Source organism: Sphingopyxis sp. Geo25 (assembly GCF_949769135.1).
Taxonomy (GTDB): Bacteria; Pseudomonadota; Alphaproteobacteria; order Sphingomonadales; family Sphingomonadaceae; genus Sphingopyxis.
Map to the genome: position 1 here is coordinate 1,364,902 of NZ_CATKOZ010000001.1, position 26,482 is coordinate 1,391,383.

A 26,482-nucleotide genomic window follows, 5' to 3' on the forward strand; every position below is an offset into this window, starting at 1 on the left:
TCCTCACCCTGCTCTGTTTGTGCCCATCATCTGTACGTTAACGTAAACGTCAAGTCTTTTGACGTTACGTTTCGGGCGCAGCGGAATCATTCCGCGCCAACAAATTTCGCGGCGCTCAGGCGTGGCCGGCTTTCCAGTCGCGCTTGATCTTCTTGGCGAGGCTCCATTTGTGAACCTCGGTCGGGCCATCGTAGATGCGGAAGGCGCGGACCTCGCGGAACACCTGTTCGACGATCGTCCGGTCGGTCACGCCGGTGCCGCCCATGACCTGAACACAGCGATCGGCGATGCGCATCAGAGCTTCCGACACCGCCACCTTCGCCATCGAGCTTTCGACGGTGCCGAGCGATCCGGTGTCGAGGACGCCTGCGCACCAGTCGATCATCAGTTCGGCCTGTTTGAGATCGATCATATTTTCCGCGAGCATGAAGCCGACGCCCTCATGCTCGATCAGCGGCTTCCCGAACGCCTCGCGGCGGTTGGCATAATCGGTCGCGATCTCATGCGCCCGGATACAGCAGCCGAGCCAGCGCATACAATGCGACAGGCGCGCCGGCGACAGGCGTATTTGCGCATAGCGAAAGCCTTCACCCGCCTGGCCCAGCATCTGGTCGGCGGGAATGCGCAGATTGTCGATTGTCAGCGTGGCGTGGCCGCCGGGCATCGAGCTGTCGATCGTATTCGGAATCTCGTCGATGCGGATCGCGGGGTCGGGCAAGTCGACCAGAAACATGCACGCTCCTTGCTCGGCCTTAGCCATGATGATGCCGACCCGCGCGCCTTGCGCGCCGGTGATGAAGGTCTTGCGACCGTTGACGACCCAGTGATTGCCGTCGGGGTGGCACGTCGTCTTCATCATCGACGGGTCGGAGCCCGCGCCACCATCTTCGGCAGGCTCGGTCATGAAGAAGGCCGAGCGCACATGGCCATCGACCATCGGCTTGAGGAAGCGGGCCTTGAGCTCGGGGCTTCCCTCCTTGCCGAGCAGATACATATTGCCCTCGTCGGGCGCCATCGTGTTGCAGGCGAGCGGGCCGAGCGGCGACAAGCCGCTGTTGATCAACACCACGGCGGTCTCGCGCTGGTTAAGGTGGCTGCCGTCTTGCAGGATGTGCGGCGTCAGCACGCCCGCAGCGCGTGCTTGCTCGCGCATTTCCATGACCAGCTCGTCGGTCGGAGCGCCATGATGGTCGCGGCGGGGATCGCGTTCATAGGGGATGACGGTTTCCCGGACGAAGGTCTCAACCTTTGCAGCAATCGCCAGCGCCCGATCCGATATGCCTTGGTTCGTCGTCATCCCGATTCCCTTCGCCGCTTCTGCAATCGCTCAACCCGACGTTGACGTAAGCGTCAAGTTAATTCATGTGCAAAGACGACGGTGCCGTAAGGGTAATAAAATTAGGGAAGGACGTGGCATGGCTTTCAAGACGCGTATCACCGAGATGCTGGGCATCGAACATCCGATCGTTCAGGGCGGTATGCAGAGCGTCGGCTATGCCGAGCTTGCGAGCGCGGTGTCGAATGCGGGGGGCCTCGGCATCCTGACCGCGCTGACCCAGCCGTCTCCCGACGCCCTGCGCGCCGAGATCGAGCGCTGCCGCGCGATGACCGGCAAGCCCTTCGGCGTGAACATGACGGTGTTTCCGACGATCAACGCGCCCGATTACAAAGCCTATGCGCAGGCGATCATCGACGGCGGGGTGAAGATCGTCGAAACCGCGGGCACGCAGGCGGTGCGGGAGATCTGGGAGATGCTGAAGCCCCATGGCGTCACGATCCTCCACAAATGCACGGCGGTCCGTCACGCGCTGTCGGCGGAGAAGGCGGGCTGCGATATCATCTCGATCGACGGCTTCGAATGCGCCGGCCATCCGGGCGAGGACGATATTCCGGGCCTGATCCTGATCCCCGCCGCCGCCGACAAGGTCAAGATTCCGATGCTCGCCTCGGGCGGCTTCGGCGACGGGCGCGGCCTCGTTGCCGCGCTGTCGCTCGGCGCCGAGGGCATCAACATGGGCACGCGCTTCTGCGCGACCGTCGAGGCGCCGATCCATGACAATGTGAAGCAGGCCTATATCGACAATGACGAGCGCGGCAGCTTTCTGATCTTTCGCAACTTCAAGAATACCGCGCGCGTCGGCCGCAGCCCGGTGAGCGAAGAGGTCGCGCGTCGCCTCGCCAATCCCGATGCGCAGTTCAGCGACGTGCAGGAGTTGGTGTCGGGCGCCGCAGGGCGCGAACTGCTCCAGACCGGCGACCTGTCGAAGGGCGTGTTCTGGGCCGGGATGGTGCAGGGGCTGATCCACGATATCCCGACCTGTCAGCAACTGATCGACCGGATTATCGGCGACGCCGAAGCGATCATCGACCAGCGGCTTGCCGGTTTCAGGAGCTGACGCCCGCCCATCCTTGCGCTCCGTCCTTGCGGTCCGGCAACGGGTGCCGCTATGCTGGCAGGGTCCAACCTGCCGGCCTCTTTACTCGCCGGCCCGTCGAGGGGGCTGCTTGGCTATCATCGAATATAAGGGATTTGGCGGCCTTCGTCTGTCCGCCGATGTTCTGGGCGACGAAAATGATCCCGCCGTCCTGCTGCTCCCCGAACCGGGGCAGGGGCGCGAGGTCTGGCGCGCAGCGGCCGAAGCGCTCGTCCTGTCCGGGCGACGCGTCGTCAATGTCGAACCACGTGCCTCTGCAATGGAAGCGGGCGATATCGCTGCGCATGTCGAGGATCTGCGCGCTATCCTGGCGCAGATGGGGTCGCGCCCCGTCGTCGCGACCGCGCGGCGAGGGGGATTGGTCGCGACGCAGGCGCTGGCCCCTGATGGCGCGCATCTCGCGGCGGGGTTGATTCTGGTCGACATGCCGGTGAGCGATGAGGCGGTCGCGGCGGCGCCGCGCCTCGCGCTTCCGACGCTGGTCGTTCGCGGCGGCTTTTCGCCCGCCGAATGCACCGCGGCGAGCGACGCTTTCACCGCGGCGCTGCCGATCGGCGAAAGCGCCGATATCGAGGACAGAGACCTGGCGTTCGCGGTCGATCGCAACGAGGCACTGCTCGGCCAGCTGCTCGAATTCCTCGAACGGCGCCAGCCGCGCGAAGCGATGGAGTTCAAGGCCGGATCGGACCCGCGCACGCTGCGCGATGCGATGGGCTGTTTCGCCACCGGCATCACGATCGTCACCGCGCTCGACGCGTCGGGGGCACCGGCGGGGCTGACGGCGAACAGCTTCACCTCGGTGTCGCTCGACCCGCCGTTGCTGCTCGTCTGCATCGCCAATACGTCGGGGACCGCGCCGATCCTGCGCGACGCGGTACATTTCGGCGTCAACGTCCTCCAGATCGGGCAGCAACCGGCGTCGAACCGTTTCGCGTCGAAGGGCGAGGACCGCTTCGCCAACCTGCCATGGGCGCCTGGCCAGACCGGCGTGCCGTTGCTCGGCGGCTCACTCGTTTCGTTCGAATGTCAGCGCGAGTCGCTGCATGAAGCGGGCGACCATTTTATCCTCGTCGGGCGAGTGGTGCGCGCGCAGTTCGAGCCGCACCGCGACCCGTTGCTCTATTTTCGCGGCAAGTACCGGCGGCTCCATTTCGCCTGACCGGGTGGCTCGCAGCTTCGAATCAGGCCGGAGAACCGAGCTTGCCAGCGCGAATTTCGCGCTTCAGTACCTTGCCGACTTTCGACCGCGGCAGGTCATCCCAGATTTCGAGTTCCTTCGGCGTCTTGACGCTGCCGATGGCCGCCTTGACGTGCGCGATGATCTCTTCGGGCGCTGCCTGCCGGCCCGCGCGAAGCTGCACGACCGCGCAGACTCGCTCGCCCCATTTGTCGTCGGGAAGCCCGAACACCGCGCCGTCCTGAATCGCCGGGTGCGACAGCAGCGCCGCCTCGACCTCGGCCGAATAGACGTTGAAGCCGCCGGTGATGATCATGTCCTTGGCGCGGTCGACGATGTAGAGGAAATTGTCGGCGTCGAGATAGCCGATGTCGCCGGTGCGGTGCCAGCCGTTCAGCGTCGCTTCGGCGGTCGCTTCGGGGTTCCTGTAATAACCGGCCATGACAAGCGAGCCCCTGACGACGATCTCGCCGCGCTCGCCCTGCGGTAGTTCGCTGCCGCTTTCATCGATGATGGCGACTTGCACGAGCGGGCCGGGCTTGCCCGCTGACGACAGGCGGTGGCGCGCAACCGACCCGTCCGGGTTGAAATGATCGTTCGGTGCCATCATCGAGATCATCATCGGTGCCTCGGTCTGACCGAAAAGCTGCGCCATGACCGGCCCGATCTTGTCGATCGCCTCTTCGAGCCGCGCGGGCGAGATGGGCGCCGCGCCGTACCAGAAGCACTGGAGCGACGAGAGGTCGGTGGCGCCGAGCGCTGGATGATCGAGCAGCATGTAGATCAGGGTCGGCGGCAGGAAGCTATGCGTAACGCGGTGCCGCGACACCAGCGCCAGGAACTCTCCGATATCAGGATAGGGCATGATCACGACCTCACCGCCATGCGCCATGATCGGGAAGGTCAGCACACCGGCGGCGTGCGTCAGCGGTGCCATCGCCAGATAGACCGGGCGTCCCTCGAACGGATAGCCCATCAGGGTCAGCGCGGTCATCGCCTCGAGATTGCGGCCCGTCAGCATGACAGCTTTCGGGTGGCCCGTCGTCCCGCCGGTGCCGGGGAGCATCGCGAGGTCGCTGACCGGTTCCGCCTGAAACGGGCCGTCGGGGACGCCCGCGAGCCACTGGTCGAGCGACGGCGCGAAAGGCTGCTCGGCATCGAGGCAGACGAGCAGCTCGAGTTTCGGCAACTGCCGGCGAAGTTCGTCGACCAGATCGGCGAACTTCGAATGAAAGAGCAATGCCGCACAATCGAAATTGTCGAGAATATAGGCGTTCTCGGCCGCCTCGTTGCGCGGATTGATCGGACACCAGACCGCCGCGGCGCGCGAGATCGCAAGGACGCAGGCAAAGGCGACGGGATCGTTGCCCGAGAGGATCGCGACATGCTTTCCCGGCGTGATCCCCGCGCCGTTCAGCCTGCGCGCGACGCGGTGCGTCAGGGTCTGGACCTCGGCATAGGACAGGCTCTTGCCGTCCATCGTCAGGCAGGGGGCGCCGGCGCCCAGCGACGCCCCCTTGTCGAGCCAGTCGACCAGCCGCATCCGCCGCCTCCTCAGTCGTGAACCGTGACGACCGGTTTCAGCACCAGCCCGAACTGGCGCAGCGCGCCGAATATCTCGCGATGCCCGAACGCATGGCACGCTGACGCAAAGCCGACGCGGCGCGGCGATTGCTGGAGCAGGTTCATCGCTGCCCACGCCTGCATCAGGCCGGTCTGCTTATAGTTGCAATTGCCGTGAAGCAGCACATGCACGCGGCCGAGCGGGCCCGAGGCGTAAACCGAATCGATGCTGGTGTTGAGCCGTGGATTTTCGCGCGGCGGCATGTCGCCCTGAACCGATTCCGCCATCTTGGCGAGCGCCGCCTCCTGTTCCTTGAAGGGGAGCGGCTTGATGTCGGTATCGATCATCTTGGTCATGTTCACGACATTGTCCATCACCTCGCGCGCGAAAACGCCGCCATAGACCTTGACCGTCGAGACGCGCGGGTCGTCCTTGAACCAGAGCGGGTGCGATGTCCCGCCCCACGGCAGGGTCAGCGCGGTCGCGTGCTGGCCAGGGACATGGCATTCGGTGGTCGTCAGCGTCGGCCATTGGACATACTGATTGTTCTCCAGATAATACCAGTCGGCCTTCAGGATCGTGAAGATCGTCTGGACCGAGGCATAGGTCGGGAAGCCCTTCCACAGCACGAGCATGTCGAGCGTATCGAGCCCCGGCATGGTTTCGAGCGCGATGTTCGCCGCGATCTCGCCCGTCGTGTACATATGCGCGACGCACGGTGAGAGCAGCAGGCCCTTTTTCGCGAAACCCTCGCCCCATTTTTCCTGCGCCAGCATCATCCAGTCCTGCTCGCCGGTGGTGTCGAGGTAATGGCATCCCGCTGCGAGGCTCGCCTCGACGGTTTCAGGGCCATATTTGATGAAGGGGCCGACCATGTTGCACACGACCTTCGCGCCCTTGAATAGCTTCGTCAGCGCTTCGGCGCTATGCTCGACCTCGGCGACCTCATAGTCGGCGGTCTCGATGCCGGGGACCTTGTCCATCACCTCCTGCACGCGCTTCGCGTCGCGCCCGGCGGCGATGAACGGAATGCCGAGTTCGCGCAGATATTCGCAGACGAGGCGGCCTGTGTAGCCCGAGGCGCCATAGACGATGACCGGTTTCTTGCTCATGGAATGTCGTCCCTGTTGTGTAGGATTTGGATCAGACGGCGGTGTAGCCGCCGTCGACGATCAACTCGCTGCCGCACATGTAGGCGGCATCGTCGCTGGCGAGGAAAAGGAGGGGGCGGGCGATCTCGCGCGTCGTCGCCATCCGGCCGAGGGGAATGGCGCCGACCGTCGCGCTCGCGAAACCCGCGGCCGCGTCGCCGAGACTGCCGACGGCGTCAGCGACGAGTTTGGTCTCGCAATATCCGGGATGGAGCGAGTTGATGCGCACCGGCCAGCCCTTGCGTGCGCAATCGACGGCCACCGCCTTGGTGAGCATCGCGACCCCCGCCTTGCTGGCGTTGTACGCGGGGAAAAGCGGTTCGGCGACGTTCGCCGCGATCGAGGCGACATTGACGATCACCCCGCCCTTGTCCCTCATCGCGTCGATGCCGGCGCGCACGCCGAGGAAGACGCTTTCCAGATTGACCGCCATCAGCCGTTGCCATTCGGCAAGGTTCGTATCGACGACCGATTTCAGGAAACCCATGCCGGCGTTGTTGACGAGGATGTCGAGCTTTCCGTCGCGCGTGACGATGTCGGCGATCACCGATTTCCACTCCGCCTCGTCGGCGACGTCCTGACGCCGGGCTTCGGCTTTCAGTCCCTCGGCACGGATCGCGGCCGCCGCGGCGTCGGCCTCGTCCGCGTCGATGTCGGTGATCGTCACCGATGCGCCCTCGCGGGCAAATTCCTGCGCGGCAGCGAGGCCGATTCCACGCGCGGCGCCTGTGATCAGAACGCTCTTGCCGGTAAAACGCATCATCCGATGCTCCTTGCGAAATGATAAAAAAGGGTCGGGGGCGGCGCGGGAGGAGGGGACGCCGCCCCCAGGGGGGGGCCTCAGAATTTGGCCGTCAACTCGACACCATAGGTGCGCGGCGTGCCGCGGTTGAGATAGTCGAGCCCGAAGATGTCGATGTTGAGCCCATAGCTGTAGTAATATTTGTTGGTCAGGTTCTTGACCCACGCGCTGACCGCATAGTTGCCGTGCTCGAAGGTCAGGCGGCTGTTCACCAGCCAGTATCCGGGGTTGCCGCACGTGATCGCGGGGCCGGCCGGACGGACGTTGCCGGGCGCGCCGGGACGGTCGCACGGGGTCTGACCATAATCGCCGAACGGGTCGAAATAATATTTGCCCGTATAGGCGGCGTCGCCGCGCAGCGTCAGCTTGTTGTCGCCGCTTTCAAAAACATCCCAGTCGAACCCGGCCGAGAAGGTCGTGCGCGGTGCGTTCGGGAAAGGATTGCCGTTGACGTTGCGCGTCGGGCTCGACGGGTCGGTCGGGTCGATGACATTGCCCTTATATTTGCTGCGCAGCAAACTCATCGAGGCATCGAGGCGCAGGCTGTCTGCGGCCTGGATCGTCAGCTCGGCCTCGCCGCCGTAGAGGCGGCCATTGGCGCTGCGGGTGAAGGTCGTCGCGCCGATGACCTGCGTCACCTGGTGGTTCTTATAGTCGTAATAGAAGCCCGCGAGATTAAGCTGCACGCGCCGGTCGAAAAAGCGCATCTTCAGCCCGCCTTCATAGGCGTTGATCTGCTCGGGCTCGATATAATAGACCTGATTGGTGCCCTGATAGGCGAGGCCGTTGAAGCTGCCGCTGCGATATCCGCGGCTATAGTTCAGATAGCCCATGACATCGTCGGCAAAGTCATAGCTGACGTTGATCCGCCCGGTCAGGCGATTGGCCTTCTCCTTCTGCCGCAGCGCCGGAGCGCTGGCATCATAAGGGAAGGTATAAGGAATGGTGCTGGCGCGGATCGTGCCGCCAAGGTCGTAAAGCACCGTCCGCCCGTTCAGATATTTGACCTTGTCCATCGTGTAGCGAAGGCCGACGCTGACCGTCAGCGCATCGGTGATGTCATAGCTCCCGTCGAAGTAGATCGCCGCCGAAGGCCGCTTGATCGTGTAGCGCTGTTCGCCCTCGATCGGACCGAATGGCGGCGCGCCCGCGGCGCGGCATGCGGACGAAATCGCGCCGCCGAAACCGCCGCCACCCGAATTGTTGACCTGGATGTCGGTCAGCAGCGCGATCAGCGACCGGGCATCGAGGAAGCCGTTAGGGTTGCCCGTCGGCACCGCGGCGCAGCTCGCCGGATTGGTCGGGTCGAGCGTCGGATCGACCGCGAAGGCGGGGACGAACGCCGCTGCCTGCGGTGCCGACACCGGGGCGTTGAAGAAGCTGTTGGGAACCCCCGCGCCCTGCAGGATCGGCTTCAGCACGCCGAAGAAGTCGATCTCGTTGCGCGTGTCGATCTTGTCGACGCCATAATAGAGCCCGGCCACCGCATTGAAGCGGTCGCCCTTGAAGTTCAGGCGCAGATCCTGGTTGAAATTCTTGCTGAACGAATTGTAGCGAAGCGCGCAGACGCTGTTGGGCGAGCCGTCGCAGTCGAACGGCGAGTTGCGATATTTGCCCGTGTCATAGCCGGTAATCGAGGTCAGCGAGAGGCTATCGCTGAGTTCGATCGCGACATTGAGCGCAAAGCCCTGCGACGAGGTGTAATAGCGTCCGCCCGTGTCGGCGGCGACTTCATTCTTGCCGAGCGGGGCACCGCCATTTTGCGCGGGGTCGAAGCGCGAGTAGCCGAGCACGTCGCGGCCCTCGGCCAGCTGGCCGAGCGCATAGGGATTGGGGGCCAGCGGATTGTCGCGCGCGAAATAGCCTTTGAGGTTGATGTCGACCGTTTCGGTCGGTTGCCAGCGGAGCGAAGCGCGCCCTGCAACCGTGTTCGTCGTGCCGACATGGCGGTCCTGCACCGGATTATACTGCCATCCGTCGCCCTTCGCGAACGTGCCTGCAAAGCGGATGCCGAGCTTGTCGGGGATCAGCGTCGCCTCGACCGCGCCCTCGACCGTCTTGGTGTCGTAATTGCCATAGCCGAGCGTGATCGTGCCCTCGTTGCCGTCGAGCTTCGGCTTGTTGCTGAAGAAGCTGATCGCGCCGCCGGTTGTGTTGCGGCCATAGAGCGTGCCCTGGGGGCCGCGCAGCACCTCGACGCGTTCGAGGTCGTAGAGCTGCTGGCCGTGGCTCGCGCGGAAGCTCTGATAGACTTCGTCGACATAGACGCCGACGGGCGAGGCCGTGGAGGCGGAAAATTCGTTGGCGACCGATACGCCGCGCAGCGAGAAGTTCGGCTGGGTGCGGCCATAAGGCGTCGTGATCTGGAGGCTGGGCACGAAGCCTTGCAGGTCGGACGTCTCGCTGATCCCGCGCGATTCCAGCTCCTCGCCCGCCAGCGCGGACACCGCGACGGGAACGTCCTGCAGGTTCTGCGCTCGCTTCTGTGCGGTGACGACGATTTCGGCGATGCCGCCGCTACTTGCCTCTTCTGGGGCAGAGGTTTCCTGTGCGAAAGCGGCGCCCGGCCATCCCATCAGCATCGTCGTCGACAGGCAGGTCGCCAGAAAAGCTTTGTGCATCACGCTTTCTCTCCCTTCGCTCGGTCCCGTTCTGTGCGGAACCTTCGTCCTCCGGGAGGCTATGGCGGCGGCGCGGCGGGCAATAGACAAGGCGTCGGGGGGAGCGATGGGGGGGTAGGTGCCTGCCGCTTGCCCCCGAATGGCCAAAGCGATAGCTTCCGATCATAGATGGGGGGCAGAATGACCGTCCAACAGGGATCGGGGAATATCGCCAAACCGCGCCTGCGGGCCGTGCCGAACGAAGGCGCATCCGCTTTGCGTCCCCGCCATTCGGCGCCTCCCCGCTTTCCCGCCGACCTTGTCGGACTGGCGACGCAGCGGGTTTGGCTGGACAAGCTGTTCCAACATGAAATCGGCATCGTCTGCGCCCCTGTCGGGTACGGGAAGACAGCGTGGTGCGCGACGCTGTTTACAGAGGCGGTCGCTGCGGGCTGGCGGACGGCGTGGCTGTCGGTCGATGCCGAAACCGATGCCGCGATGCTGCTCGCCGCCTTTGGGCTCGATCTTTCGGAGGATATTGGCGCGCCGGCGAGCGCCGACGCCCTGGCGAGGCTCATCGACGCGGACCCGCGTCCCATGTTGTTCGTTGCCGACAATGCCGACCGTCTTGCCGATCCCGTGGCGCGCGAAATGCTCGCCCGGCTTGTTCAGCACCCGCCCGACCGGCTGCGGCTGTTGGTCGTCGGCCGGGCTCGACCCGATATCCCGCTTGGCGATGTAGAAGCGCGCGGCATGGCGCTCGCGATCGGACGCACCGATCTCGGGCTTTCCGATACCGCTATCCAGCAGTTCCTCGCCGCGTCGGGTATCGCGCTCGATGCGAACGAAGCGCGTGCGCTCAATCGCTTCCTGCTGGGCTGGCCCGCTGGCGTGCGAATGGCGGCCCAGTTTGGCGGCGATCTGCGCGCGATGGCAGCGGCGGGCGATTGGCCGCCGCTTGCACGGCGCTTTGCGGCGATCGTTGATCCGGTGGTCGACGAGTTGCCCGCCCCGATGCGCGAGATGCTGGTGCGGGGCGCAGTGGCGCCCCGGCTCGACGACGCGCTTTGTCTGCTGCTGGCCGGCGGCGACAGCACGACTTCTGTTAGCGACTTCGCGTCGCATTCGCCCTTCCTGGAAGCGGACGGCGACGGCGGATTTGGTATCCTCCCCGCCCTGAGGGCGGCACTGAAGATCCGGCTCGATCTGGCGAACTCGCTACAGCTGCACCGTGTCGCCGGGCGCTATTACGCGGCAAACGGAAGAACAGCCGACGCCGTCGACCAGTTTCTCGCCTGCGGCGATCTTGACGATGCGGCGGGGCTCATCGCCGACCTTGCGATGCCGATGATCAGGAGTGGCGCGATCGATCGCCTGACGGCCTGGATCGACCAGCTGCCGCCGGAGACGGTCACTGCGCCGCCGCGTCTTGCAAGGGCACGCGCCTGGCTTGCGCTGTTGCGCGGCGAAAGCGGCTCGACCGACCTTGCGGGACCGGATGAGTCGCGCGCGCTCGAACTGCTGCGCCGTGCCTATATCGAGGACCGGCCCGACGACATCGTCGAGGCGAGTGACCGGTTACTGGCGGCGTCGGCAGAGGAAGACGATTTCGTCACCGATATGGTCAGGGTCGCGCTGGCCGACGGCGCCGCCAGCCGCGGCCTTTTCGGGCTTGTTCACGATGCGCTGCGTCCCGTCATGCTGCACGGTGCCGGGCGGGCGCTCGACCTGCCGGGTGCGCTCGCCGCAAGGGTGAAGGCCCGCGTGTCGCGCGCGCAAGGGCAGTTGGGAGAAGTCGAACGGCTGCTGCGCGAAGCGAAGGCGCGGCAAGGCGGTTCGGATCTTGCATCGGCCTTCATCAATGCTGCGCTTGCGCGGGCCTGCTACGAAAGGGATGCGTTGGAGGATGCGGCCGATCTTGCCGCCGAAGCGTTGCCGCATCTCGAGGGCAGCGTTTTTCAGGATGCGCTGATCGACGTTTTCTTGGTCGCTATTCGTGTTGCGGCGAGTGCAGGGCAGGGCGATCGCGCCGCATCGCTGATCGACCGGGCCGAGTTGCTCGCCTTCCGCCGCGACTGGGCACCGCTCAAGGCGCTGTGCATCGTCGAACGCGCGCGGCTTCGCCTGCCGCAGACGATCGATGCCGAGACCGTCGTGGCGATCGGTGAAGAGGAGCACGCCATAATCGACCCGCTTTCGGCGCAGGGGCGGGCCTTTGCCCTGCTGTCGGAATGGCGCGCCTACGAAGCCATTGCGAACGGTGACCGACCGCGCCTCACCACCGTCGCCGACCGGCTGCTGCGTCTTGCGTCGAGCAGCGACAGCGCCGAACTGCGCGCGAGCGCGACGCTGTTCAATATCCTGCCGCAACTCAGCGGGCGCTGCGACAAGATGGTCGAACTTGAAACGGTGCGCTTCCTCAACCATGCGGCGAGCCGTGGCTTCCGGCGTACAATCGTCGATGTCCTCGACGTCACCGGCGTGCGGGCGGTGCAGAATTTCTGCAGCGAAGCCTATTCCTCCGACTGTTTTCTCGCATTGTTGAAACTGGCCGAACCATCACGGCGCAACCCCGCGCTCGAGGGCGGGTACAGCGCAGCGCCCGGCGAGGCCTTTTCGTTCCTGACCGAGCGCGAGATCGAAATCCTCAGCGCGCTCAATGTCGGCGAGTCGAACAAGGAAATCGCCCGAACGCTGCACCTCGCGCCCGAAACGGTGAAATGGCACCTCAAAAATGTGATGCGCAAATTGCGCGCGGGCAGCCGCGAGGAAGCGGTCGTCAACGCGACGATGCTTGGCCTGAAGCTGATCGAAAAGGCGCCCGCGCCGTAGCTGCGAAATATGGTGAGCCCTGCTGGGTTCGAACCAGCGACCTACTGATTAAAAGTCAGTTGCTCTACCGACTGAGCTAAGGGCCCATCGTGGCGCCGAAAGCGTCGACGCCCGAAGAGAGCCGTCGCCCTAGTGCGCCTCGGCGTTCCGGTCAACCGGCTTGGCGCGGATCAGGCGTGCGGCGAGTTGGCGGACCGTTCGCCCGCTGACCGGATCGCGCCATTCGGGGGCGACGGTGCGGAGCGGGCCAAGAACGAAGGCGCGCTCGGCCATTGCGGGGTGCGGGACGGTGACGTCGGCGTCGCTCCACGCGCCGCCCGACCAGAGCAGAATATCGAGGTCGAGCGTCCGCGCGCTCCAGCGCTGGCCGGTGCGGCGGCCGAACTGCGCTTCGATTTCGCGCAGCCGGGCGAGCATTTCGGGCGGCGTGAGCGGCGAGGCGACGAGCGCGACGGCGTTGGCATAGCGCCGGCGCGACGGCCCCACCGGATCGCTGGCGATGATCGGGCTGGCATCGACCGGCTCGATCTCTTCGCTTTCGAGCGCCGCGAGCGCCGCAACCAGAATGTGGCGCGGATCGCCATGGCGCGCATGGCGTCGGTTTGAGCCGAGGCCGATGGCATATAGAGCAAGGGGCGTTGCGCTGGTCATGGCGGAGCGCCTATCGCAGCCGCGTGGAGATTGTAAGCCCCTTGCCGGGAACCGAGCCGTCCCGCGATTGCCCGCGCTGTCCGCGGCTTGTCGCGTTTCGGCGCCAATGTCAGGTGGAGCATCCCGACTGGTGGAACGCCCCGGTTTACGCCTTTGGCGATCCAGATGGATGGCTTGCGTTCGCAGGCCTCGCGCCCGGAAAGCATGGGGCGAACCGGACGGGGCGTCCATTTACCGGCGACTATGCTGGCGACCTGTTGTTCGCGACGCTTGCCGAGTTCGGATTGAGTGAGGGCATTTACGACGCGCGCGTCGACGATGGGCTGCGCCTTCAAGGGGCGATTATCGTCAACAGCGTCAAATGCTTGCCGCCCCAGAACAAGCCGACGCCCGCCGAAATGGCGAACTGCCGCCCCTTCTTCGAACGGCAGCTCGCCGCTTTGCCAAATCTGCGGGTCATCATCGCGCTCGGTCGAATTGCGCATGACGCGGCGCTTCGTGCTGCCGGTGCGCGACTGGCGGCTTACCCTTTCGCGCATGGTGCGGTCCATGCGCTGGCCGATGGACCGTATCTCGTCGATAGCTACCACTGCTCGCGCTACAATACGAACACCGGGCGCTTGACGCCGCCGATGTTTGCCGATGTGTTCCGTACCGCGCTTATCCTCCGCGATCAGACGAGTGAGCGGAATTCCTCGACCACGGCGCGATAGAGCTGGCGCTTGAACGGCACGATCAGCATTTCGAGCTCATCGAGTTCGGCCCAGCGCCACGCCCGGAATTCCTGGTGCTTGGTTGCGATGTCGACATCCTTGTCCTCGCCCATGAAGCGCATCAGGAACCAGTGCTGCCGCTGGCCGCGATATTTGCCGCCCCACATTTTGCCCATGAGGTGATCGGGGAGGTCATAGAAATACTCGGTCTTGCTGCGCGCGATGATCTCGACCAGCCCGCCATGGACGCCTGTCTCTTCGCCAAGCTCGCGGATCGCCGCTTCCTCGGCATCCTCGCCCGGATCGATTCCCCCTTGCGGCATCTGCCAGGCGTCCTCGGACGAATCGAGCCGCTGGCCCACGAACACGAGGCCGTCCCGGTTCGCGAGCATCACGCCGGCGCAGGGGCGGTAGGGGAGATTGTCGTCACTCATGCACTGGCTTCGGTGACGATAGCCTTGAGCACTGTCAAGGCATCGCGAATATCGGCCTTCGCGCTCGGAATGCCCTGCGACAGGTTGATGAAGCCGTGGATGGTGCCGCGCGCTTCGCGATAGGTCGTGGGCACGCCCGCCTCGATCAGCTTCGCCGCATAAGCGCGGCCCTGATCGCGGAGAGGGTCGAGTCCTGCGGTGATGAGCAGCGTCGGCGGCATCCCCTCCGCGGGGAAATCGAGCGGCGCGGCGCGGCGGTCGGTCGGGTCGGGGGCATAGTGGCCCGAGAACCAGGTCATGCTGCTCTCCGTCAGCAGATGCCCTTCGCCGAAATCGCGATAGCTTTGCCAGTCGTCGCTGGTCGTCACGGCGGGATAGATCGGGTGGATCGCGATCACCGGCTTCGACGCGGGATTGTCGCGCAGCGCAAGCGCGGTGACGATAGTAAGGTTGCCGCCCGCGCTCTCGCCTGCCAGCACAAGCCCGGTGCACGGGATATTGTCGGCGACCCAGCGCGCCGCGGCCTCGCAATCCTCGGGGGCGGCGGGGAAGGGGTGCTCGGGCGCCAGGCGGTAGTCGATCGCGACCACCGGAATGTCGAGAATGCGCGCCGCTTCCGCACAATAGGCGTCGTGCGTGTCAAGGTCGCCGATCACCCAGCCGCCGCCGTGGAAAAAGACGAGCACCGGTCCCGGTGCGCGATCGGGCCGATTGTCATAGACGCGGACGCGAATCTCGCCCGCCGGTCCCGGAATGACGCGGTCCTCGACCTTCGCAACCTCGCCGCGTGGAGAATCGGCCATTTGGGTCATTGCCCGGAACATCTCGCGCGCGCCGGCGGCAGGCAGTTCCTCCATCTTGGGACCTTCCTGCGCGTTGAGAAACGCAAGAAAAGCGGCCACGTCGGGGCGGGTGTAGTGGGTCGTGCCGTCGGTCATCCTGTCCATCCCTTTGTTGTTTTCTGCCGTCCGGATATTCGGCATCGGCCAGCCAAATTCAATCGCAAATCGAAACCGACCACGTCCTGCCGCTTTGCGGCGCACAATTTTTTCTCAATTGCGGCTCGTGCCGTACAGGCCTAGGCCAATGTCACAGGTTCGCAAGATTCAAAGGCAGATACGAAAAATGGCGACAGCGGTAGAGGACCGGGCCGACAATCGGCAGTCCCCCCTTTCGGATGCAGTTGTAGTCAGGTTTGCAGGCGACAGTGGCGACGGGATGCAGCTGACCGGCGGTCAGTTTACCTTGTCGTCGGCGCTTGCCGGCAACGACTTTGCGACTTTCCCCGATTTTCCAGCCGAGATTCGCGCCCCGCAAGGGACATTGTTCGGCGTCTCGGCCTTCCAGATCAATTTCGGGTCTTCGGCGATCGAGACCGCGGGCGACGCGCCCGACGTACTCGTCGCGATGAACCCCGCGGCGCTCAAGACCAACGTTCCGCAGCTCAAGCCGGGCGGCCTGATCATCGCCGACGAGGGCGAATTCAACGACCGCAACCTCGCCAAGGCGAAATATGACGCGAACCCGCTCGACGACGGCAGCCTTGCGAAATGGCAGTTGCTCAAGCTGAATATCAGTCAGCTCACCATGGATGCCGTGAAACCCTTCGGCCTCGGCAACAAGGAAGCGCTACGCTGCAAGAATATGTGGACGCTGGGGCTCGCGCTCTGGATGTTCGACCGCGACCGCCAGCCGCTGATCGACTGGCTCAACGGCAAGTTCGCGAAGGACCCGAACCTTGCGGCCGCCAATGTTGCGGCGCTGAACGCCGGCCATGCCTATGGCGAGACCGCCGAGCTTGCGGGACCGCTCAAGCAGCATCATGTCGATCCCGCGCCCGTCGCTCCGGGCCTCTATCGCACGCTGACGGGCGCCGAGGGGATCGCGCTTGGTCTCGTCGCGGGCGCGCAGCTTGCGAAACTGCCAATGTTCTTCGGCGGCTATCCGATCACCCCGGCATCGGCGATCCTGCATCACCTGTCGCGGCTCAAGGAATATGACGTCACGACCTTTCAGGCCGAGGACGAGATCGCGGCGATCTGCTCGGCGATCGGCGCGAGCTATGGCGGTTCGCTCGGCGTCACGAGCTCGTCGGGTCCGGGCATCGCGCTGAAGGGCGAGGCGATGGGTCTCGCGATCATGACCGAGCTACCGCTCGTCATCGTCAATTCGCAGCGCGGCGGTCCCTCGACCGGCTTGCCGACGAAAACCGAGCAATCGGACCTCTATCAGGCGGTCTATGGCCGGAACGGCGACGCGCCAATGCCGGTGATTGCCGCGCGATCGCCCGGCGATGCGTTTGAATGCGCGATCGAGGCGTGCCGCATTGCGGTGCAATATATGACCCCGGTGATGCTGCTGACCGACGGCTATATCGCCAACGCGGCCGAGCCGTGGAAGGTGCCCGATCTTGAGAGCTACGATGATTTCCCGGTCGAGTTTCTGACCGAAGTGCCCGAGGGCGGGTTCAAGCCCTATGGCCGCGACGCGAATCTCAAGCGCCCGTGGGTCAAGCCCGGCACGCCCGGCCTGCTTCACCGCATCGGCGGCATCGAAAAGGAAGTCGACACCGGCCACATCAACTATGCGCCCGACAACCATCAGGCGATGACCGATATCCGCAAGGCGAAGGTCGATGGCGTGAAGGTGCCCGACCAGGTGGTCGAACTCGGCGCCGAGGGGGGCAAGCTGGCGGTCGTCGGCTGGGGGTCGACCTTCGGCCCGATCCATCAGGCGGTGCGCCGCAAGCGCGCCGAGGGCGCCGACGTCAGCCATGTCCACATCCGCCATATCTGGCCGCTGCCCGCCAATCTGGGCGAGCTGCTCAAGAGCTATGACAAGGTGATCGTGCCCGAAATGAACACCGGCCAGCTCAAGACGGTGCTGCGCGACCAGTATCTGGTCGACGCGAAGCCCGTAAACAAGGTGTCGGGCCAGCCGTTCACCATCGCCGAAATTGAGGCCGCGATCGAGGAGGCGCTGGCGTGACGACGGTCACCAGCACCGAGTATTTTAATGCGGCGGTCAATGTGGAATTGGCTGCGGGCCCGCACATATGTCCTGTGTGCAGCGAGTTCGAGTTTTCCGAGCAGGGCAGTTATGAGATTTGCGAAGTTTGCAATTGGGAGGATGATCCCGTCCAACTGAACCAGCCTGATTTGGCCGGAGGCGCAAATCAGTTTTCGTTGATCCAAGCCCGTCAGCTTTGGCAAGATTCTGGGAAGAAGACGAAATGAACGAGATGACCACCATCGCGCGGACGACCACGCTCAAGGATTGGGAAACCGATCAGGAAGTTCGCTGGTGCCCCGGCTGCGGCGACTATGCGATCCTCAAAGCCGTGCAGCGCACGATGCCCGAAATCGGCACCGCGCCCGAGAACACCGTGTTCATCAGCGGCATCGGCTGCTCGTCGCGTTTCCCCTATTATATGGAAACCTATGGCTTCCACACGATCCACGGCCGTGCGCCGGCGTTCGCGACGGGGCTGAAGCTCGCCAATCCGGACCTCGATATCTGGATCGTCACCGGCGATGGTGACGGGCTCTCGATCGGCGGCAACCACACGATGCACCTCATCCGCCGCAATCTCGATTGCCAGATCATGCTGTTCAATAACGAGATCTACGGCCTCACCAAGGGGCAATATTCACCGACCAGCCGCGTCGGCACGACAAGCCCGTCGACGCCTTACGGCTCGGTCGATCGTCCGGCGCAGCCTGCGGCGTTCGCGCTGGGCGCCGGTGCGCGGTTCGTCGCGCGCGGCTTCGACGTATCGAAAGAGCTGCCCAACGTGCTGAAGGCCGCTCATGCCCATAAGGGCGCGGCCTTTATCGAAATTTTCCAGAACTGTATCGTCTACAATAAGGACGTGTTCGAGGATTTCGCCGCACCGAAGGGCGCCGAAGATCGCCAGCTCTGGCTCAAGCAGGGCGAACCCATGCTTTACGCCAAAGGTACCAAGGGCATCGCGCTCGACGCCGACGAACTGCACCTCAAGACCGTCGACGTCATCGATGGCGATTGGAAAGAAGCGGGCGTGATCGTCCACGACGTGACCAACCGCAGCGTCGCGCACATGCTCGTCGAAATGCGCTTCGGCGAATTCCCGATGGCGCTCGGCGTCCTTTACGACGATCCGCGCCCGACTTTCGAGGCCGACGTCGTCCGCCAGAACAAGGCGGCGAGCGAAGGCAAGACGGCCGATCTGCAAGGCCTGCTCAAGAAGGGGCAGACCTGGACGGTGACCGAGGGCGGTCCCGAACTCTGACGTCTTGCGAAGGGCTTGCCGGTCGGGTTTATAGGCCCGGATGGACAACCTGACGCACAGCCTCGTCGGCGCGGTACTCGGTCAGCTCGGTCTCAAGAAAAGGACCGGGCTAGCCGTGCCGACGCTAATTATTGCGGCGAACCTGCCTGACATCGACGCGGCCTGTGCGGTCTATGGCATCGAGTCGCTGTCGATGCGGCGCGGGATCACGCACGGGCCGATCGCGCTCGTCCTTCTGCCTATTGCTCTTTGGGCTCTGATGATCGCCTTCGACCGCGGGCAGGAACGACGACGCACGCGGCCCGCGAACCGATTGCCGATCGACAGGGGCTGGCTGCTCGCGCTCGCCTATATCGGTTGTCTCAGCCATCCGGCGCTCGACTGGCTCAACAATTACGGCATCCGGCTGCTCGAGCCGTTCAGCCATCGCTGGTACTACGGCGATACGCTGTTCATCATCGATCTCTGGATATGGATCGCGCTCGGCCTGTCGCTGTGGCTGTCGCTGCGCCGCGAACGGCGCGGGACGGCGAATTGGCAGCGCCCGGCATGGGTCGGTTTTACCGCCGTCTGCGTCTATATTTTTACCAACGGGCTGATGACGGGCCGCGCCGAAGCGCAGGCGGCCGAATTGTTGCGAAAGGCGGGGCAAGACGGTGCGCTCGTTGTCGCCAGCCCGCCGCCGCTGGCGTTCTGGAGGCGCGACATCGCCTGGCGCCGCGACGGCTACTACGGCGGCGGCGCCTATGCACTGGGTTCCGGTAGTACGGTCGAGCCCGGCATCCCAGACGGGATGAGCGATCTACGACTCCGGGCGTGGGTAAAGAACGACCCTGCCGCGCTCGCCTTCCTCTTCTGGTCGCGGATGCCCGTCGCAGAAACTGAGGGCAGCGCGATCGTGCTACATGACCAGCGCTATATGCAGCCGGTAGCGCGCGACCGTTTTACGGTCCGCGTGGAGGATCCCCGCGCAGCAACTATTGTCGAATAGGCGCGCGTTCATCCTGCCGCCTATCGCAATAAAATCTCTGGGAATCAAAAGGCTCGCACGCCTGCCTCGGCGGCTTGTGACGCCATGAAGGCTCGCGACAACCGATTGTCAGGCCGCTGCTTTTGCGGCAGAAAGCGGTATATGAACACGCATGTCAGTCCCCGCCGCGGCAAGGCGCTACTGCGCGCAGACCGGGCGTTTCGCACCGGCGGGGGGCTGGCGCGCCTGATGGCGCTTGCGCCGGCGAACTTTTTCCACCGCCAGCTAGACCGCATCGACGCCGGGCTCGCCTATGGCACGCTCGAAGGTCATCTGCCCGACGGCAGCGTGCGCATCCTCGGCGGTCGCGGCAAGGGGCCGACCGCGATCGTCCACCTGAAAAGCTGGGCCGCGCTCGTGCGGCTTGTGCTGTCGGGTTCGGTTGGGTGGTACCGCGCCTGGGAGGCCGGGGAGTGGAGTTCGCCCGATCCGGTCCCGCTGTTCGACCTGTTCATGCGCAATGGCGAGACGCTCGGCAATGCGGGGCGGTCGCGCGGCCCGCTGCACTGGCTCAACCGCGCATCGCATTTCCTCAACCGCAACAATCGCACCGGGGCGCGGCGGAACATCCACGCGCATTACGACCTTGGCAATGACTTCTACAGCCTGTGGCTCGATGCGCAGATGAACTATTCGAGCGCGCTCTTCGCCGATGCAGGGCAGACGCTGGAGGAGGCGCAGACATCGAAGCTCGATGCGATTCTCGACCGGCTCGACCTGCGCTCGGGCGGGCGCCTGCTCGAGATCGGTTGCGGCTGGGGGGCGCTTGCCGAACGCGCGGTCGAGCGGCACGACGTCATCTACACCGGGATTACCCTCTCACCGTCGCAAGCCGAGATTGCCGATCGGCGTCTGCACGCGGTCGACCTGTCGGGGCGATCGCGGATCGAGCTCTGCGATTATCGCGATGCGCAGGGCCCCTATGACGCGATCGCGAGCGTAGAGATGGTCGAAGCGGTCGGGCAGGCCTATTGGCCCGTCTATCTCGACACCATCGCGCGCCTGTTGCGCCCCGGTGGCCGCGCGGCGATCCAGTATATCCTGATCAGCGACGCGCTGTTCGAGCGTTACGCGGCCAGTACCGACTTCATCCAGGCCTATATCTTTCCGGGCGGCTGCCTGATTTCCGAAAGCCGTTTCCGCGCGTTGGCCGAGGAGCGGGGGCTTGTGTGGCGCGACGTTCTCCATTTCGGGCTCGGCTATGCCGAAACGCTGCGCCAGTGGCGCGAGCGGTTCGATGCCGCGGTGTCCGACGGGCGCCTGCCGGCAGGGTTTGACGACCGCTTCGTGCGGCTCTGGCGCTATTATCTTCAATATTGTGAGGGGGGCTTTCGCGGCGGCGGTATCGACGTCGCGCAGGTGACACTCGAAAAAACAGCCTGAAAACAAGCAGGGAGAAGGCAATGCGAAGATTTTTGGCAGGCGCGCTGCTGTGCGCAGCCGTGGGGATAGCTGTCCCCGCACCCACGCAAACCACCGCGGCTCGGGCGACCGACAATCTGCCAAAGGATCTGAATGTGCTGTTTTGGAGCCAGGACCAGCGTGACACCGCCTTCCGGACGATGGAGACGGTCCCGAAAGTCGTCGTGCACACGATCAAGGCGGGCGGTCGCGCCTATCCCATGCCGCAAGGCAAGCCGATCGACCTCGGGCTCGATGTCGACGCCCATATGGCGGCGCAGCGCAACGCGGGGCTGATCATCGTCCAGGACGGAAAGGTGCGACTGGAGAAATATGCGCTCGGCTATGGCGCCTCCGGCCGCTGGACGAGCTTTTCGGTGGCGAAAAGCTTCACTTCGACCCTTGTCGGCGCGGCGGTGAAGGACGGCTATATCAAGAGCCTGGACGACAAGGTTACCGTCTATATCCCGGGACTCAGGGGCTCGGCCTATGACGATGTCAGCGTGCGGCAATTGCTGACGATGACCTCGGGCGTCAAATGGAACGAGGATTATACCGATCCCAAATCCGATGTCGCGCAGTTCAATCTGCAAAAGCCGGTGCCGGGCGAAGACATAACGGTCAGCTATATGAAGACCCTGCCGCGCGAAGCGCCGGCGGGGTCGAAATGGGTGTACAAGACCGGCGAGACCAATTTGATCGGCGTGCTGGTGTCGAGCGCGACCGGCAAGACACTCTCGGATTATCTGTCAGAGAAGGTCTGGAAACCGTTCGGCATGGAGCAGGACGGCGTCTGGATGCTCGGGCCGACGGGGCACGAGATCAGCGGCTGCTGCATGTCGGCGAGCCTCAAGGATTATGCACGCTTCGGCCAGTTCATCCTGAACGGCGGCGTCGCGGGCGGAAAAAAGGTTCTGCCTGACGACTGGCTCGCCGCGGCGACGACCAAACAGGCGGGGATCGACATTCCCGGCCGCGGTTATGGCTATCAATGGTGGACGAACGACGATGGCAGCTTCGCCGCGCAGGGAATTTTCGGTCAGGGCATCTTCATCGACCCGAAACGCAAGCTCGTGATTGCCTCGAACGGCAATTGGCCGACCGCGACCGACCCCGAAGGCGTCGGCAAGGCGCGCGAGGCCTTTTACAAGGCGGTGCAGGCTGCGATCGACCGCGAAGCGGCGAAATAAGCGGGGTCAGGCGGCGACGGGAGCCGTCGTCGCCGCGCGCTGGGCGAGCCACGCCGCCGCAAGCGGTATGGCGATGCCCAGCACCATGATCCACCAGGTGTCGGCCAGCGTCACGGCACGATAGAGCCCGGCGCCGATCACCGCCCCGGCGACGGTCCATCCGGAATTTGCGCTGGCGGAGATGCGCATCGCCAGCCAGCTTCCGCCAAAGGTGCCGACGAACCAGCCGATCAACAGGGCGATGGTCGATGCGAGGGGGATAAGCACCTCCCCGGTTTCGAGGTCATAGACGTCGGGCGACAGCTCGTTTCCCGCATATTGCGCGAGCCATAGCAGCGCGAAAGCGACGACGATCCCCACGATGGTTGCTGCGACCGTCCGCAGGATGTTGCGACCCATAACCGTGCCTTTGACCAGATATTTCGGGCCGAAACCTAACGGCCGAACGCAAAGATCGCGTTAAGCATCGACCATCACTTTGGGCAAGGCATGGAAAGCGGTGCTGTCGAAGCCCGCGATCATCAGTTTCGCGACATATTCGCCGACGGCCGCGGGATCCTTGATGCTTTGCGGATCCTCGCCCGGATAAGCGCGCGCGCGCATCTGGGTGCGCGTGCCGCCGGGATCGAGGATCGCGGTGCGGACGTTCGAGATATTGCGCATCTCGGCGCCATAGCTCGTCACCAGCACTTCAAGTGCGGCCTTCGACGCGGCATAGGCGCCCCAATAGGCGCGCGGATCGCGCGCGACGCTGCTCGACAGCGCGAGCAGGCGGCCACCCGGCGCGCGGCGGAGCAGCGGATCGAAATTGGCAATCAGCGCCTGCTGCGCGACAAGGTTCAGCGTCAGCAGTTTGTTGAATTCCTTGCCGTCGATCGCGCCGACCGGGGTCAGCGTGCCCAGCATCGCCGCGTTGAGGACGAGCATATCGAGGTGCTGCCAACGTTCGGCCATCGCGGTGGCAAGCCGCGCGATACTGTCGCCGTCCGTCAGGTCCAATGGCGCGATCGTTGCGCTGCCGCCGGCCTCGTGAATGCGATCTTCGAGTTCCTCGAGCCCGCCGGGGGTGCGTGCGGTGATGACGACATGCGCGCCGCGCGCTGCAAGCGCTTCGGCGATCGCCGCGCCGATACCGCGGCTCGCCCCGGTCACGAGTGCGACCTGACCCGCCAAATCTTCAGATACCATGATCACTCCGTCAGACAACGCGCTCGGCAAGCAGCGAAAACTGGTCATCGACCGCTTGCTCGTCGAAATCGGTCAGCGTGGTCGGATAATCGCCCGTAAAGCAGGCGTCACAATATTGCGGGACGTCGTCGTTGCGCCGCGCCTCGCCCAGCGCGCGATAGAGCCCGTCGATCGTCAGGAAAGACAGGCTGTCGGCGTTGATGAAATTCGCCATCTGGCCGACGGTCATCTGCGCCGCGAGCAATTTGGCGCGCTCGGGCGTGTCGACGCCATAGAAACAGCTATGCTGGGTCGGCGGGCTCGCGATGCGCATATGCACCTCGGCTGCGCCTGCATCGCGCATCATTTGCACGATCTTCAGGCTGGTCGTGCCGCGAACGATCGAATCGTCGATCAGCACGATGCGCTTGCCGCTGATCAGCGCGCGGTTCGCATTGTGCTTCAATTTCACGCCCAGGTGACGAACCTTGTCGCCCGGCTGAATGAAGGTGCGGCCGACATAGTGCGAGCGGATGATGCCCAGTTCAAAGGGAATGCCCGATTCCTGGGCATAGCCGATCGCGGCGGGGGTGCCCGAATCGGGCACCGGGATGACAAGATCGGCCTCGACCGGGTTCTCGCGCGCGAGTTCGGCGCCGATCGCCTTGCGCACCGAATAGACGCTGGTGCCGTCGACGATCGAATCGGGGCGCGAGAAATAGACATATTCGAAGATGCACGGTCGCGCCGAGCGTTCCGCGAAGGGGCGGTGCGACGAAAGCTGGCCATCACGGATGATCACCAGCTCGCCCGGATCGACCGAGCGGACGAATTCGGCGCCGACGACGTCGAGCGCCACCGTTTCGGACGCAAGGATGTGCGCATCGCAGAGCTTGCCGATCACGAGCGGGCGGATGCCGAGCGGGTCGCGGCATCCGATCATCCCCTCCGCGGTCAGGCAGATCAGCGAATAGGCGCCTTCGACCTGCTTCAGCGCGTCGATGAAGCGATCGAGCAGGGTGCGATAGTTCGATGTCGCGACGAGGTGAATGATGACCTCTGTATCGCTGGTCGACTGGAAGATCGAACCGCGACGTACGAGAATCTTCTTCAGCGCCGTTGCGTTGGAGATGTTGCCGTTATGCGCGACCGCGAAACCGCCGGTCGACAGGTCGGCGAACAGCGGCTGGACGTTGCGCAGCGCCGTCTCGCCGGTCGTCGAGTAGCGGACATGGCCGATCGCCGACGCGCCGCCCAACTGGCGAATGATGTCGTCGCGGTCGAAATTGCCGGCGACATGTCCCATCGCGCGGTGGGTATGAAAATCCTTGCCGTCGAAGGCAGTGATGCCCGCGGCTTCCTGGCCACGGTGCTGCAGGGCATGAAGGCCCAGCGCCACGACCGCAGAGGCGCTGTCGGCGCCGTGAATACCAAATACGCCGCACTCCTCGCGGAGCTTGTCGTCATCGAAAGGGTGGGTCGTCAGCATGACATTCCAGGGGCAGGGGCCAAGGGGCGGGGGCAGTGACTGCGGCGCATATAGGGAGGCTTGCCGCAAATGTCGCCCCCCAAACTTCACATGATTGTCACAGGGCGAACCCGGACGGGTGACAAGCGCAGCAAAGCTGCTCTAAAGGCCCATCATGGACCAGAAAGCCGACACGACCGACCGCTTCCAGCCGCGCTTCGACCCCGCCGGTCTCGTCACCGCGATCGTCACCGATGCCGCGACGGGCACGCCGCTGATGGTCGCGCATATGAATGCCGAAGCGATCCGGCTGACCCAGGAAACCGGGCAGGCGCATTTCTGGTCTCGCTCGCGGCAAGCGCTGTGGCGCAAGGGGGAGACCTCGGGAAACGGACTGACGCTGGTCGAGATGCGCGTCGATTGCGATCAGGATGCCCTGCTGCTGCGCGTAACGCCCGCGGGACCCGCTTGCCACACGGGCCGGCGCTCCTGCTTCTATCGCCGTGTCGAGGCAGATGGTGGCCTGACCTTCCTCCACGACGATGCGTAGGGGGCTTGCCGCCTTCGTGTTCGGCGCGCTGTTGCTCGCGGGCTGCGATCGGCACCCGCAGGCGGGCGGCGACCAGACGGTCGACGCGAACAGCCCGCTCGAACTGGCTGCGCGCGAGCGCGGGATTGTGCGACCCGATACAGCCAGCCCGACGGGCGTGTTCGAACGCTCGCACGAACTCGGGCGCGACGCGATGTGCGTGGTGCCCGACGGCGCGGGTCAATGGCGCTTTGCGTTGTCTGCGTCTTTCGGTCCCGGCCTGCGCTGCGCCGCGCGCGGGACGATCGTGCGCGAGGGGCAGGGATGGCGGATGCGCTTCGCGGACGTCGAGGGGTGCGAAGCGCTGGTCCGTGAGGAAGAGGACGAGCTCCGACTGCCCGGCAGCCTGCCCGCGCAATGCCAGACGATCTGCTCCGCCCGTGCGTCGCTGTCCGGGTTGCGGCTGCCGCGCGCAAGCTGGTCCGAGGAGGACGCGAAACGCTTGCAGGTCGCGGATCCGCGCGGCAATATGATCCAACCGTGCGGTAGTTGAGACGCGCCGATTCCCGGCACCTCCCGCCCTTGACGTTCACGTCAACGGAAACTATTCTGGCCCGTATGACCGAAGAATACGGCCACGCCCACATCGATACGCCCGATCATCTCGGCCGCGACCAGTTCAGTATCACCGACCTGTCGACCGAATTCGGCGTCACCGCCCGCGCGCTCCGCTTTTACGAGGACGAGGGGCTAATCAGCCCGTCGCGCCGCGGCCTGTCTCGCATCTATTCGAAGCGCGACCGTGCGCGGCTCGCCTGGATCCTGCGCGCCAAGCGCACCGGCTTCAGCCTTGCCGACATTCGCGAGATGATCGATCTGTACGACGTCGGGGACGGCCGCAGGCTGCAGCGCCAGGTGACGATCGAGAAATGCGAGCAACGCATCAACCTGCTGCAACGCCAGCGCGACGATATCGACAGTGCGGTCGAGGAACTGACGCGCTTCATCGATATGGTCAAAAAGGTCGACGCCAGTCAGAAAGTGCGCTGAGCCTCGACTCTCGCGCCT

At 64.6% G+C, this 26,482-nt stretch carries 24 protein-coding genes and 1 tRNA gene; 13 read left to right on the forward strand and 12 right to left on the reverse strand.

Annotation, left to right across the window (positions count from 1 at the left end; all coding sequences use genetic code 11):
• Nucleotides 1–115 precede the first annotated feature (115 nt).
• Entirely contained in the window at nt 116–1,297 is a 1,182-nt protein-coding gene (locus tag QOL68_RS06690; RefSeq protein ID WP_282948044.1) for an acyl-CoA dehydrogenase family protein, read from the reverse strand.
• Between the two features lie 118 nt (nt 1,298–1,415).
• On the opposite strand from QOL68_RS06690, the gene QOL68_RS06695 reads away from it, so the two are divergent.
• Both QOL68_RS06695 and QOL68_RS06700 read left to right on the forward strand, forming a co-directional pair.
• Complete coding sequence (locus QOL68_RS06695) at nt 1,416–2,396, forward strand: NAD(P)H-dependent flavin oxidoreductase (protein WP_058456480.1); 981 nt, start codon at nt 1,416–1,418, stop codon at nt 2,394–2,396.
• A gap of 109 nt (nt 2,397–2,505) precedes the next feature.
• Nucleotides 2,506–3,594: a flavin reductase gene (locus tag QOL68_RS06700; RefSeq protein ID WP_282948047.1), complete on the forward strand. Its 1,089-nt coding sequence runs from the start codon at nt 2,506–2,508 to the stop codon at nt 3,592–3,594.
• A gap of 22 nt (nt 3,595–3,616) precedes the next feature.
• Here the strand turns inward: QOL68_RS06700 and QOL68_RS06705 are convergent, their stop codons facing one another.
• The 4 genes from QOL68_RS06705 to QOL68_RS06720 all read right to left on the reverse strand — a co-directional run bounded on the left by QOL68_RS06705 (nt 3,617) and on the right by QOL68_RS06720 (nt 9,750).
• Entirely contained in the window at nt 3,617–5,155 is a 1,539-nt protein-coding gene (locus tag QOL68_RS06705) for an acyl-CoA synthetase (RefSeq protein ID WP_282948049.1), read from the reverse strand.
• A gap of 11 nt (nt 5,156–5,166) precedes the next feature.
• The gene (locus QOL68_RS06710; protein WP_282948051.1) at nt 5,167–6,288 is read right to left on the reverse strand and encodes a DUF5938 domain-containing protein; all 1,122 of its coding nucleotides are present in this window, start codon (nt 6,286–6,288) and stop codon (nt 5,167–5,169) included.
• A gap of 31 nt (nt 6,289–6,319) precedes the next feature.
• The gene (locus tag QOL68_RS06715) at nt 6,320–7,090 is read right to left on the reverse strand and encodes a glucose 1-dehydrogenase (RefSeq protein ID WP_282948052.1); all 771 of its coding nucleotides are present in this window, start codon (nt 7,088–7,090) and stop codon (nt 6,320–6,322) included.
• Nucleotides 7,091–7,167: 77 nt separating this feature from the next.
• Nucleotides 7,168–9,750, reverse strand: a complete 2,583-nt coding sequence (locus tag QOL68_RS06720) for a TonB-dependent receptor (RefSeq protein ID WP_282948274.1) — start codon at nt 9,748–9,750, stop codon at nt 7,168–7,170.
• 180 nt (nt 9,751–9,930) lie between these two features.
• On the opposite strand from QOL68_RS06720, the gene QOL68_RS06725 reads away from it, so the two are divergent.
• Nucleotides 9,931–12,561 (forward strand): LuxR C-terminal-related transcriptional regulator, encoded by a 2,631-nt coding sequence (locus QOL68_RS06725; protein ID WP_282948054.1) that lies wholly within the window; start codon nt 9,931–9,933, stop codon nt 12,559–12,561.
• Nucleotides 12,562–12,571: 10 nt separating this feature from the next.
• Here the strand turns inward: QOL68_RS06725 and QOL68_RS06730 are convergent.
• Together QOL68_RS06730 and folK are read right to left on the reverse strand one after the other, a co-directional pair.
• Nucleotides 12,572–12,647, reverse strand: a tRNA-Lys gene (locus tag QOL68_RS06730).
• 43 nt (nt 12,648–12,690) lie between these two features.
• Nucleotides 12,691–13,212 (reverse strand): 2-amino-4-hydroxy-6-hydroxymethyldihydropteridine diphosphokinase, encoded by a 522-nt coding sequence (folK, locus tag QOL68_RS06735; RefSeq protein ID WP_204992886.1) that lies wholly within the window; start codon nt 13,210–13,212, stop codon nt 12,691–12,693.
• A gap of 23 nt (nt 13,213–13,235) precedes the next feature.
• Between folK and QOL68_RS06740 the strand changes: the two genes are divergently transcribed.
• Nucleotides 13,236–13,925 (forward strand): uracil-DNA glycosylase, encoded by a 690-nt coding sequence (locus tag QOL68_RS06740; protein ID WP_282948057.1) that lies wholly within the window; start codon nt 13,236–13,238, stop codon nt 13,923–13,925.
• On the opposite strand, the gene QOL68_RS06745 is transcribed toward QOL68_RS06740, so the two are convergent.
• On the reverse strand, nt 13,886–14,359 hold the full coding sequence (locus QOL68_RS06745) for an RNA pyrophosphohydrolase (RefSeq protein ID WP_282948059.1): 474 nt from the start codon (nt 14,357–14,359) through the stop codon (nt 13,886–13,888). The genes QOL68_RS06740 and QOL68_RS06745 overlap by 40 nt on opposite strands.
• Nucleotides 14,356–15,297, reverse strand: a complete 942-nt coding sequence (locus QOL68_RS06750) for an alpha/beta hydrolase (RefSeq protein WP_282948061.1) — start codon at nt 15,295–15,297, stop codon at nt 14,356–14,358. Before QOL68_RS06750 ends, QOL68_RS06745 begins: the two co-directional genes overlap by 4 nt.
• Before the next feature lie 187 nt (nt 15,298–15,484).
• Here QOL68_RS06750 and QOL68_RS06755 point away from each other — a divergent pair, with 187 nt between their 5' ends.
• From QOL68_RS06755 to QOL68_RS06780, 6 genes are all read left to right on the forward strand, one after another.
• Complete coding sequence (locus QOL68_RS06755) at nt 15,485–17,347, forward strand: 2-oxoacid:acceptor oxidoreductase subunit alpha (RefSeq protein ID WP_058455783.1); 1,863 nt, start codon at nt 15,485–15,487, stop codon at nt 17,345–17,347.
• On the forward strand, nt 17,344–17,595 hold the full coding sequence (locus QOL68_RS06760; RefSeq protein ID WP_197410153.1) for a CPCC family cysteine-rich protein: 252 nt from the start codon (nt 17,344–17,346) through the stop codon (nt 17,593–17,595). The genes QOL68_RS06755 and QOL68_RS06760 overlap by 4 nt, the downstream gene beginning before the upstream one ends.
• On the forward strand, nt 17,592–18,629 hold the full coding sequence (locus tag QOL68_RS06765; protein ID WP_282948065.1) for a 2-oxoacid:ferredoxin oxidoreductase subunit beta: 1,038 nt from the start codon (nt 17,592–17,594) through the stop codon (nt 18,627–18,629). Before QOL68_RS06760 ends, QOL68_RS06765 begins: the two co-directional genes overlap by 4 nt.
• 40 nt (nt 18,630–18,669) lie before the next feature.
• Entirely contained in the window at nt 18,670–19,620 is a 951-nt protein-coding gene (locus QOL68_RS06770; RefSeq protein ID WP_282948067.1) for a metal-dependent hydrolase, read from the forward strand.
• Nucleotides 19,621–19,761: 141 nt separating this feature from the next.
• Nucleotides 19,762–21,042, forward strand: a complete 1,281-nt coding sequence (locus QOL68_RS06775) for a class I SAM-dependent methyltransferase (protein WP_282948069.1) — start codon at nt 19,762–19,764, stop codon at nt 21,040–21,042.
• Nucleotides 21,043–21,176: 134 nt separating this feature from the next.
• The gene (locus QOL68_RS06780) at nt 21,177–22,250 is read left to right on the forward strand and encodes a serine hydrolase domain-containing protein (protein WP_282948071.1); all 1,074 of its coding nucleotides are present in this window, start codon (nt 21,177–21,179) and stop codon (nt 22,248–22,250) included.
• Nucleotides 22,251–22,256: 6 nt separating this feature from the next.
• On the opposite strand, the gene QOL68_RS06785 is transcribed toward QOL68_RS06780, so the two are convergent.
• Genes QOL68_RS06785 through purF form a run of 3 tightly spaced genes read right to left on the reverse strand, consistent with a single transcriptional unit; the run spans nt 22,257 to nt 24,906 of the window.
• Nucleotides 22,257–22,649, reverse strand: a complete 393-nt coding sequence (locus QOL68_RS06785) for a hypothetical protein (RefSeq protein WP_282948073.1) — start codon at nt 22,647–22,649, stop codon at nt 22,257–22,259.
• Between the two features lie 60 nt (nt 22,650–22,709).
• Nucleotides 22,710–23,438, reverse strand: a complete 729-nt coding sequence (locus QOL68_RS06790) for an SDR family NAD(P)-dependent oxidoreductase (protein WP_058455789.1) — start codon at nt 23,436–23,438, stop codon at nt 22,710–22,712.
• Between the two features lie 10 nt (nt 23,439–23,448).
• Nucleotides 23,449–24,906: an amidophosphoribosyltransferase gene (purF, locus tag QOL68_RS06795; protein ID WP_282948075.1), complete on the reverse strand. Its 1,458-nt coding sequence runs from the start codon at nt 24,904–24,906 to the stop codon at nt 23,449–23,451.
• Between the two features lie 154 nt (nt 24,907–25,060).
• Here purF and hisI point away from each other — a divergent pair, with 154 nt between their 5' ends.
• From hisI to QOL68_RS06810, 3 genes are all read left to right on the forward strand, one after another.
• Nucleotides 25,061–25,435 (forward strand): phosphoribosyl-AMP cyclohydrolase, encoded by a 375-nt coding sequence (gene hisI / locus QOL68_RS06800; RefSeq protein ID WP_282948093.1) that lies wholly within the window; start codon nt 25,061–25,063, stop codon nt 25,433–25,435.
• A complete protein-coding gene (locus tag QOL68_RS06805) occupies nt 25,428–25,967 on the forward strand; it encodes a hypothetical protein (protein ID WP_282948095.1) in 540 nt (179 codons plus the stop codon). Before hisI ends, QOL68_RS06805 begins: the two co-directional genes overlap by 8 nt.
• A 65-nt stretch (nt 25,968–26,032) precedes the next feature.
• Nucleotides 26,033–26,464, forward strand: coding sequence for a MerR family transcriptional regulator (locus tag QOL68_RS06810; protein WP_058455793.1), 432 nt, complete (start codon nt 26,033–26,035; stop codon nt 26,462–26,464).
• Nucleotides 26,465–26,482 lie beyond the last annotated feature (18 nt).